Raw genomic sequence first — 11,345 nt, 5'->3', positions numbered from 1 at the left:
TATAAATTTCCAGAAGAATATAAAAATTATTCTTAGATTAATTTCTATATTTTGTATAAGCAAGCTTGATGGCTATGACCACCACGGGTACCCAAAGATAGGACTAGCCTAATCCCTAACAGTTCTTACCTTAGAGGAGGTTGGAGCTTGCCGGAAAACTCATATAAGGTTAGAAATGTAGGGTAATGGCCTGTACTATTTTGGGTGTGGGATTAGGTGCCCAAGGTATTAATGGTATTAGGTATATAGGGTATAGTAATAAGATTAATAGATAAATATAATTCTAATTATTAAAAGAAGTAAAATATTAAATCTAAAAATTATAGAGTATTGATAGTAAATATAAATTCATTGGTAAATAGAAAATGAATGGTAGCGAAGCTACTTACAGGCGTAGCCTGTTATATAAATTCAACGCTTGGACTTGCTTTATGTTAGGTGAGGCACGAGCCTGTCATAATGCCTGTCCAAGCTACCGATATGTCCACGAAATGAGTGGACAGGGCGGAGCAAGTGAATCAGGTGGACTAGTGGAACACCTGTCCATTTCCTGATTCTCTTGCGGAGCTTTGGGGGAAGAGAATTTATAGTGGATGTAGCATCTAAAGGAAATGATTTTTAATTAGGACCAAGAGTTTGGGAATAGGCCTATTATATTTTCTTTGGACAAGTTTGATAGGAAATTTGGGAGAAGTTATATTTTTTAAGTAAGGTTGTTTAAAAATACAATTGTAATGACGCAATTAGTAATAGAATCAAAGGTTAATAGTAAATTTTTATATAAATAATTACAAAAATGTAAAATAAGATGTTAAAATAAAACTGATGATAAATTATAGAAAATAAATTAAATTACAATTAGAAATCATTTTTAAATAATATTGCTATATTTTTAAAAATGAAATATTAAATAATTAGTATTTGGAGGTAAATATGAAAATTGAACTTAATAAGTTTAAGTTACCAATAAAATTGGATAATGATTATGAATATGTTAATCATTTAAGGGGAATGTTAGATAAGTATATAGAAGAGATTAATAAAATAACTAATCGCTCAGATGACATGATTGAAAATGTTAAAGAAAATGTTCAGTTAATAATTGAAAGTTTAAAGTGTTATTACAATGCTGATATAGATACAGCTAAGAATAAAATATTAAATTTACTAATTAAATATAAAAACACACCATTTATAGTATCTAAATTAGATAAAAATTATGCATTTAGAGGAATTGCTCCATTTGAAGAGATACACACTCCTAATCATGAAAAGCATTATGAAGAACTTAATACTACTGAATTAAGTTTTTTTAAAGCTAGGATTGGAAATACAACATTTAAAAAAAATGATATGTTGCATATTCCTTTTGATAAAAGAGAATTAATAAAGACACAAAGGTTTAGTATTCCTGGGGTTCCATGTTTATACTTAGGAACTACTTCATATGTATGTTGGTTAGAAATGAATAAACCACAAGATAGCGAATTTAATGTTTCATCGTATAAAATTCCAGGAGAATTAAAGATTTTAAATCTTGTTGGTGATCAAATGCTTATAAATGGTCTTGGAGCATATTTATCCAATGATGGGAGTGAAAAAGAAAATTTTAAATTAGTAGAAACAATGATTGAAATTTTTCCTCTTATATATGCTACCTCATATTCTATTAATAATAGTAATAGACAATTCAAATCAGAATATATTATATCACAACTTATAATGCAATGTTTGCAAGAACTTGAAATTGATGGAGTGGCTTATGTGTCAAAGAAATTAGAAAGAAGTATTATTGGATATATGCAATGTATTAATTTAGCAATACCTATAAAGTATGTTGGTGACTATATTTATGAAAATAGTATAAATAAATATGGACAAATATTCAAAAATATCAAGTTAACTAATCCAATTAATTTGGCTGAATATCAAAAACTTGTTCATTTTGATATTCATGTAGATAAATATAGCTTTATTAATAGTTGTTTTTCAAATGGATATACTTCACAAATAAGATTGGCAGGTAAAGATATAGTTTATCAAGAATGTACATTTTCAAAATTTGATAACTATTTATGTTCACAAGTACATGAAATTTCTGAAATATTTAATGATAATTGAAGTAGTTTTACATATTGAAATTAAATTAAGCTAATAAAATATAAGAGGTGATGAGATTTTGAATTTTAAGGTAGTGACTAAAGATAATGAATGTACAGATTGTGATACAGTTTATTTAGTACAAGATGATTGGGATGACTGGTTTACATATTCTACACTTTACATGATGACTTATATAAGCAAAAATGGAGAAAGATTCTGGATTGGAGGTGTCAAGATTGGGCAAAAAGGACAGGGGAGAAGGCCAAAATTGCCAACTTCATTCATAGAATTGGAAGAAGGTTTTTTCTCATTAGGGCTAAGTGATGATTATTATGAAAATTTAAAGAATCTTCGTAGTAAAAAAAATATGAGAGAAATAATTCTTAAAAGTTTAAATGATATAGCAAGTGATTTAGAGTTATTTGATAAAGTAAAAAAATATGATGTAACACAAATATCCTTATTAAGGGATACAACTATAAGTATGGTAAAAGGGCAATATCACCGAATGGCAGGTGGTGGTGCAAGGTTATCCCAATATAAATTTAGTTATCTTCCTGCTGGGTATAGTGATGATGAAGGGCAAGAAAAAGTTCAGTTAACATTCGATGTTGTTCCAGAAAAGATGCCACCAACAAATATTCATGTATTAATTGGAAAGAATGGGGTTGGAAAAACTACCTTACTCAAAAACATGTTACGTTCTCTCGAATCTGATGAAGATACAAAAGTTTATGGAACTGTTGATACGAAGTGGAATAGTAGTAGTTTTTCCAATATTGTATTTGTATCATTTAGTGCATTTGATGAATATCTACAAATTGAAGAGCCAATAATACCTTATTTACATATTGGATTATCAAAAGAAAATGGTATGAAAAATTATGATGAGTTATCAAATGAATTTGCACAGAGTCTATATAAAATAACTAAATCAATTAAGAGAAAAGTGTGGACAGATACAGTATCAATTCTAGAGTCAGATAGTACATTTACTGAATTAAATATTAAAGGTTGGTCAGCAAAGAAGTATATAAATTCATCAAGTATAAAATCTAAGAATCCCAGAAGACAAGATGAGGAAATTAAAGAGTATAAAGAAAGAATAGAAAAGAAAGAAACAGAAATATTTACAGATAAGGTTGCACCTGAATTTAAAGAATTAAGTTCTGGACATAAAGTTATTTTGCTTACAGTTGCAAAACTTATTGAAGCAGTTGAGGAAAAGACGTTAGTGTTATTAGATGAACCAGAAGAACATTTGCACCCACCACTTGTATCTGCGTTTATTAGGGCATTATCAAAGTTACTTATTTATAGAAATGCTGTTGGAATAATAGCAACCCACTCTCCTGTAATAGTTCAAGAAGTTCCTAAAAAATGTGTTTGGATACTTAGAAGATCAGGAAATGAACTTGTTGCAGATAGACCACAAATTGAAACTTTTGGTGAAAACTTAGGGATTCTTACAAGTGAAATATTTGGTTTTGAAGTTACGAATTCAGGATTTCATAAAATGCTGATAGATACAATACATAAAAGATCAAGTTATGAAAGTGCATTGAGCGAATTTCATAAAGAACTAGGAGAAGAAGGCAAATCAATGCTTAGATCTCTTATGTATGAAAAAGAACAGCTAGAGGGTGGATGGGATGATTAAAGTAAAAAAACCATATTATAAGCAAAAAGAAATACTCAATGATTGCATTAGTAATATGAATAATGGAAGTAAAAAATCAAGGATTTTATCAAGCAAAAGTACAATAAAACAAGAAAGTATAAATTATGATGAAATTGCTAAGGATGGGGAATTATCAACTATTAGTACAAGTGATATTATTAGAGGCGGAGCCACCAAAGATGATATGGTATGGCTTTATACAAATAAATTTGTAGGAGATATGGGAAGAAAGTACTATGATAGATTAATGCTTCTTCCTAGACATGGAATATGCCCATTTTGTGGTGAAAGAACTGTATCAACATTAGATCACTATTTACCCAAAACACAATATCCAGTATATTCAATAACCCCATTCAATTTGGTTGCCGCTTGTTCTGATTGTAATAAAGCAAAAAGTGATAAAGTAATTACATCTAGAGAAAAAGAAACCATACATCCTTATTATGATAACTTTGATGATGAAATATGGATTAAAGCAAAGCTTATAGAAGAATTTCCTATAGGGTTTAGCTTTTATGTAGACAAGCCAAATTCATGGGAAGATGTAAAATTCAAAAGAGCAAATAATCATTTTAATACATTTCATCTTAATAAATTATATTCATCACATGCAGCATCTGAATTTACTTCATATAAATTTATGATAAAAACATTTTATAAGCATGGTGGTGAGGAATTAATAAAGTTGGATTTAGAATCACGGATTGAATCACATAGAAAAGTATGGCTTAATTCATGGGAAGCTGCAATGTATACAGCATTATTAAATAATAAATGGTTCTTTAATACTTATATACCAAGTGAGGTTAAGTGAAGGTTTTATTAATATCTAAAGTTGAATACAATTATGTAGAGCCTTGTGATTCTAGTTGCTCTAAATGATGAAACTGTTTTAATAGTAAGTCTATCATTTGGAATAGCATTTTTAGGGGGGAGTACATGTACTACCACAGGTACTCAAAGGCAGGACTAGCCTAATTCCTAACAGTTCTTACCTTAGAGAAGGTTGGAGCTTGCCGGAAAACTTATATAAGTTTAGAAATGTAGGGTAATAGCCTGTACTATTTTGGGCGTGGGATTAGGTATATAGGGTATAGGAATAGGAGTAATAGATAAATACAATTTTAATTATTAGAAGAAGTAAAATATTAAATCTAAAAATTATAGAGTATTGATAGTAAATATAAATTCATTGGTAAATAGAAAATGAATGGTAGCGTAGCTACTTACAGGCATAGCCTGTTATATAAATTCAACGCTTGGACTTGCTTTATGTTAGTGAGGCACGAACCTGTCATAATGCCTATCCAAGCTACCCATATGAGTGGACAAGGAGGAGCAAGTGAATCAGGTGGACTAGTGGAATACCTGTCCATTCCCTGATTCTCTTATGGAGCTTTGGGGAAAAGAGTTTATAGTAGATGGAGCATTTTGAGAAAATGAAATTTTAATTAGCACCAAAGGTTTTGGAATTGGTCCATTATATTTTGTGATGGATAAGCTTTGTAGAGAATTTGAGGTTATTTATGTTGGAGTGTTCTAATGTTGTTCAAAGCTATAGTTTTAATAGAAGTGTTAATGAAACTTTGTGGGAAATTATAGGGTTCTTGTGTAGTAATTACAGTTATGTAAAGGAAGGTGTTAAAATGGTAAGAGGATAAATCTCAAGAAAAGAAATTTATTGATATGTTTAGAATGATAATAATAAAAATGACAATGACAATGTTAATTTTTATTATTATGTTTATAATACAAAGGTTACAAATGAGTTATTATAGAAATAATGGAAAGTTAGGTAATCTATTGATGGTGCTAATAATATTGATCCCAAAATAAATTTAAGAACGAAGATTCTTCAAGCAATTTATTAATAACTATGTAGAAAGCTAAATTAGCTAAAGTTTAGATTAAGTTTCAGTACTAAAATAATATAGTGCTGACATTGATTACAGAATATGATAATAAAAGTTTTGAAAGCTTGCAAAAGTTTAAAAAGCAAAGCTGGAACAACACTTAAAAACCATAAAGTAGCAAAACACTGATAGCTAGGTGGATAAAACTCCACTTAGCTATATGAAGGAGAAGATAATGGATACTAATTGGATGGAAATGGAATATATTAAATACTCTGAATGGAATGATAAAAATTTGAATAGATTACCAAAGATTATATCAGGTGAGTACAAGAGATTGTTTGAACTACTCCAAAATAAAAATATATTTGGATTATTCTTACAAACAAAGGATACATATGAAATTTTTGTGAAAGTACCAACATTAATTGCAGCAACGATAGAGATAAAAAATGGTGTCAGTAAAAAGAATGGAGATTGGTTATTTAAATTTTTTGAAAAAGATTTGGCATTGGGAGATTGGTATAAAATTTTTCATGCTTATATCAAAATAGTAAGTAATGAATACTTAAAAAGAGTTTTAGAGAAGACTAAAAAATTAATTGACTCTTCTGAGATTGTTAAATGGAGAAATGATTGGGTAGGGCATGGAGCACTTGCTCAAGAGACAAATGAAGAATTTATTGATTCAATTAAAGAAAAAATTGAATTTATTTTTCGATTTGTAAAAGAGAATGTTATGGTTCTTGAACAAATGAACTTAATTTTAGATAAAGATGAATGGAAAATTGTAAATGAAACTGAAACCATCAGTCTTTCCCCATGGATTATTAGGAAAAATAATAGAACATATCTATTTGATTGTTATAGAAGAGATAAAGAGAAATTTGTATATCTTGATTATGAAAATGGAGGGAAAAATGAATGTTGTATTGATGAGTTAAAAAGATTATTAGAATCATTATGTATGCAAAATACTGTTCGAAAATTTGTTAATAGTGTTGATGATGATTTGATATTAACATCAGAAGATATAGTTATTAAAGAGTTGAAAAAAACTCAAAGATATATAAGACCTGAATATTTGTGCAAACAAATTATTGAGTTTACTAATTTACCTAAAGGAATTATGTTATTACAAATGGGAGAAGGCTTTGGAAAAACTTCACTTACAACATCTCTAGATGATAATGGCTTAAATAGAATAAAAATACCAGATTGTATGACTAGGGCGTATTATATTAATGATACATATGCTTCAAACGTTGATTACTTTATTTCGAATATGTATGATTTATTTCGTATAGATCGTGATGGTAAAATTTTGTATAGAGGGAATTTACCAATGCTGTCAAAGGATGGTATGAATTCATCAACTAAATTATGTGAGTTGCTATCATTTTATAGAGAGAAAGGAAAGAATTCGAAATTACTTTTTATTTTAGATGGAATTGATGAAATTGTGAAGGATGGAGATTTTTCTATCTTGAATTTCATACCAGAAGAGTCTGAAATACCTGATGGTGTGTATATTTTATGCACATGTAGAAATGATGATGAATTAAGATTTACACCTGATGTATATAGAAAAATTCATAAATTTAAATTTACTAAGTCAATTAATTATGATAGCAAATCAGAAGAATATGTTAATATGCTTAATGAGTATATAAAGAGAGAAATTTCAACTACAACTCAAAATGATCGGCTTGCTATAATGGAGTTAGGAAAATATAAATTTGATGCAGTTGATAAAATATGTAAGAGAGTATGGGAAAAAGGAAAGTGTGATGTTGACGAGCTAGATATGGCACAGTGGGATATGAAGTATTTGAAAAAAATGTTTGGGGGGAAATTTTTTGAACAAATAGTTTTGTTTATATCAAGTATGTATATTATCAATGAACCATTAACAATGAATGAACTTAGTATAATGAGTTTTGGAAGAAATGTAGCACTACAAGATTTGTATTTGTTATGGTATATGCAAGATTTGATACGAACAGATAGAAATAGCGAAGGAAATAAAATTTCTATAAAAAATGCAAAAATTGCTGAATATTTTTTTAATACTTATAGTGATAAGGTAATTGAAGTAGCAGAAACAATTCGAAATAAGTTTATTGAGGATAATCTAGATTTTGATAGAAACAGTATTATAGTTGCAAAAAAAATGAATAATATTATGCTTTATAAGAGTACAGAATTATTAAAAAGTGATTTAGATATAATTACTGAGAAAATTGTTAGAATTGGAAATGACCTTGATGTTACTAAAATGAATAATATCTTAGATGCTATAGGAATATATGATTCAATATTATATATGATTAAAAATGATGATTTTGAGAGAAGAAGCATAATTACTTTGGAGATTATGGCAAAGCAGGCAGAATTATATGAAATATATGGGCTACTAAATCTTTCTAAAAGCAAATATAATGAATGCATAAGTTTTATTGAGCAGTTGAAATGCGTAAACCTTCAAGACTGTATCAATATAAAAATCAAGTATTCTATATTGCTTGATAAAATGGGAATAGTGAGTGAAACACTAAATGTTTTAAATGAATTATTAGGAAAAGTTGTTGATGAAAAAATATCGCAAGAAAACAAGATGTTGATCTATGCAAATAGAGGACATATCTTTCAAAAAATTGGAGGAAAACAAGATGCATTAAGGGATTTAAATATAGCAATAGATATATTGGAAAACACGAAAGAATTACAATTAAATGCATATCAAGCCTCGTTATGTTATTTAAATAGAAGTACACTTGTTTATTCCATTGAAAATGATGTGATTAAAGCCATCGAAGATGTAAAAAAAGCAATTTATATTACTGAAGGTAGTAGCGATAATGCTATTAAAATTAATAGAGCTAGAGCATTGTTGAACTATGTATTCATAATTGAAAAAGAAAATATGAATAATAATAAAACACCTATGATTGATGAGGCAATTGGAATATTAGAGTCAATAGTTTTATCAGACGAATTATTTGAAATTGATGTGCTTGCAAATGCGTATTGCAATAAGGGATTGCTGATGGAAAAAGGAGGGAAAATAGATGAGGCAATAGAAGAATATAAAAAGGCAACTATTATGCTAGAAAATTACTATTTTCAAGGGCGTTGTTATTGTCTGTTTGAATTGTATAAAGCGTATCATTTGTTATTAGTTAAAGGACAACCATATGAAGAGAAAATTTATAATATGTTAGTGAATGATATAGATTTGAAGCATTTTGAATATGTTTCATGGGCTTTAAGTGCTTGGAAGGATTTATTTGAAAGAGGCTATAAAAAGAAAGAGTTACTAATAATGTGTGAGAAATGGATGGATAATTTTTATTTCAACAAAAAGAAGTTTTTATCAGAGGACATAGAAGCAATAATTGCTATGGTAATTTGCAGTGAAGAAGAGTTAATGCAAAAAGGATTACGAAAAGAAGCTGGAGAATTATTGAAGAAGGCCTGTGAAGTAAAAAGGCTAAATGGTGAAATAGATGAAGTATATGCTTTCTTGATTAAGCAAACGGGACTTTGTTATGTCAAAGATAATGATTTGGTTAATGGAAATTTATATTATGAAAAAAGTATACAAGTGTATACTTCAATTATGAAAACTAATAGGTTGAAAAATGTGAATGAATTTGTGATGGTGTGTGCAAATAAGGGTCTAGTAAATTTGGCTCAGAAAGATTTTCAAGGTGCATATGATTCGTTTTATTTAGGATTAGATATTAGTAAGAAAGAACTTGAAAAAGGAAATGAAATTGATAAAGAAGTGATTTCTCTTATAATGAAAAATATAGTTATGTTGATTAATCATAGTGATGAAGCGAATATTAAATTAAATTAAATATTTTAGTCAGAATCCTGTTGAAGTTATTAAAGTGGAAATTGATTTAGGTGTAGATAAAAAAACTGAATGACAACTGGTATTTTTTTAGTAGAGGAGAGAATTTTTTATATGCGAAAATCCCATTATATTTATTATGTATAATATCTACTGAGGATATAAACTTTAAATCATCCATATAATCGTACTTAGAATTAATAACTAATCAATTATAGATTTATAAAATGCTATAATGTAATTATACAGTTATCATGATTACTAAATATAAAGAACTTATCCATAATTTCAACTAATTTATGATTAAAAATAATTATTAATGAACTATTTCTTAATGATTAAATTATATAGAAAAAGGAGAGGAAAACATTGGAGGCAAAATTTAAAGATATACGAAATGCTATAGATAATGGAAGTTATCTCTCTGCATTAGCATTGGCTTTAACATTACCTGATATATGTGGAAAGGTTATGTTCCAAGGCAAGAAGGGGAGAAGCGTTTATATAGATTGGTTCAATGAGTTTGTTTACCCATATTATCAAAGCAACAATAAATATGCAGACAAATATGAGGGTACAGAATTCGATGGTATAGCTTGTTATTGTCTACGATGTGCCTATCTTCATTCTGGAAATACAGATTTAGGAGAATCGAATTTACATATAAAAATTAATCAATTTGATTTATGCATTTCAAGTAATAAGGATAGTGGTGTTTATGTTGATATGCGAGGCATAATTACTTCAAATTTTTCAAGTGAAAAAATATATAGGGTACGATTGGATGTTCGTAGGTTATGCAAAACACTGTGTGATGTTGCTGAAAAGTATTATAAAGACCATGTAGACAAAGAACTGTTTATAGAGCATAAAATACGTATTATTAATATGGAAGAAGAGATGTATAAGAGAGATCCAAATTATAAGCCAGTAACAGATGAAGAAATAGAAATAGCACTTAAGAACTTCAACAAATATTAATTTTGAGTGGAAGTTAAAAGGTGTAAAAGGATTTTATATAGAACTATAAAAGCACAAGTGACTCTTTTAAATGAAAGTAGTGAAATTTGTTTCATTTATGATAATAGAAGGACTATTTTTATGCATATTAGGCTAATAATTGGAGAGTAAGATTAGGTGTAATAGATAAGAATTCTCATTTGGCAAGTGAAAAATATTATATAAGTATTAACTGAAAGAAAAATAGCAATTTAGTAAATAGATTTAAGTTAATGTATATAGATAAATAGGAATTTGAGGAGGTACTATTATGGAGAAACATGAAAATATAGAAATTACTAAACAAGCACATTCAATTTTGGAAAATGGCTATGTTTTGCAAAAAAGTTCGGAATTGTTACAAAATTCATCTTTTAAAGGGGTTTCTAAAGAAGAGTATAAGAAAATATGCTATAAATTAAAAACAATGCGACAAGATTTTAGTAAAATTTTAGTCATTATGAATGCCATTGATAGAACATATTCGTTATATCAGAAAGATGAATATGTTCCGTCATATATTTCTATTAAGAATGATCAAGCAACTAATGAAATTGGATGTTTTATTGAATACTTATATGCAAAGTATCGTGTAATATTAGAATATATTCAACAAATACTAGAAATATGTATTCCACCTAGGTTAGATGATATTCAAAAAGAAGAGTATAATAAATTGAAAAAGGCACATAAAAAATATAATTTTCTATTGAAGTACATTACTGAGAACATTGAGGAAACAAGTAATATTCTGAATATGGAATGGTTTCAGTCCAGCTAGTAGTTGTCAATAGAATTCTAATAGTATGCTGATATAATTTTATTAATATAATTTTGCATAACA

At 28.0% G+C, this 11,345-nt stretch carries 6 protein-coding genes; all 6 read left to right on the top strand.

What is annotated here, in order from left to right; translation table 11 throughout:
• The first annotated feature begins 933 nt into the window (after nt 1-933).
• The 6 genes from NNC19_RS22660 to NNC19_RS22635 all read left to right on the top strand — a co-directional run bounded on the left by NNC19_RS22660 (nt 934) and on the right by NNC19_RS22635 (nt 11,282).
• A complete protein-coding gene (locus NNC19_RS22660) occupies nt 934-2,121 on the top strand; it encodes a hypothetical protein (RefSeq protein ID WP_310940974.1) in 1,188 nt (395 codons plus the stop codon).
• 58 nt (nt 2,122-2,179) lie between these two features.
• Nucleotides 2,180-3,763 carry an AAA family ATPase gene (locus NNC19_RS22655; protein ID WP_310940973.1) on the top strand — a complete coding sequence of 528 codons (1,584 nt, stop codon included), beginning with the start codon at nt 2,180-2,182 and terminating at the stop codon, nt 3,761-3,763.
• Complete coding sequence (locus NNC19_RS22650; protein WP_310940972.1) at nt 3,756-4,601, top strand: HNH endonuclease signature motif containing protein; 846 nt, start codon at nt 3,756-3,758, stop codon at nt 4,599-4,601. Before NNC19_RS22655 ends, NNC19_RS22650 begins: the two co-directional genes overlap by 8 nt.
• Before the next feature lie 1,259 nt (nt 4,602-5,860).
• Nucleotides 5,861-9,505, top strand: coding sequence for a hypothetical protein (locus tag NNC19_RS22645; protein WP_310940971.1), 3,645 nt, complete (start codon nt 5,861-5,863; stop codon nt 9,503-9,505).
• 366 nt (nt 9,506-9,871) lie between these two features.
• Entirely contained in the window at nt 9,872-10,483 is a 612-nt protein-coding gene (locus tag NNC19_RS22640) for a hypothetical protein (protein ID WP_310940970.1), read from the top strand.
• 289 nt (nt 10,484-10,772) lie between these two features.
• Nucleotides 10,773-11,282: a hypothetical protein gene (locus NNC19_RS22635; RefSeq protein ID WP_310940969.1), complete on the top strand. Its 510-nt coding sequence runs from the start codon at nt 10,773-10,775 to the stop codon at nt 11,280-11,282.
• Nucleotides 11,283-11,345: the final 63 nt, after the last annotated feature.

It is taken from the genome of Clostridium sp. SHJSY1 (genome assembly GCF_031626875.1).
Lineage (GTDB): Bacteria > Bacillota > Clostridia > Clostridiales > Clostridiaceae > Clostridium.
Note: the sequence above shows the minus strand (reverse complement) of the source record. Positions and strands in the feature narration are given on the sequence as shown.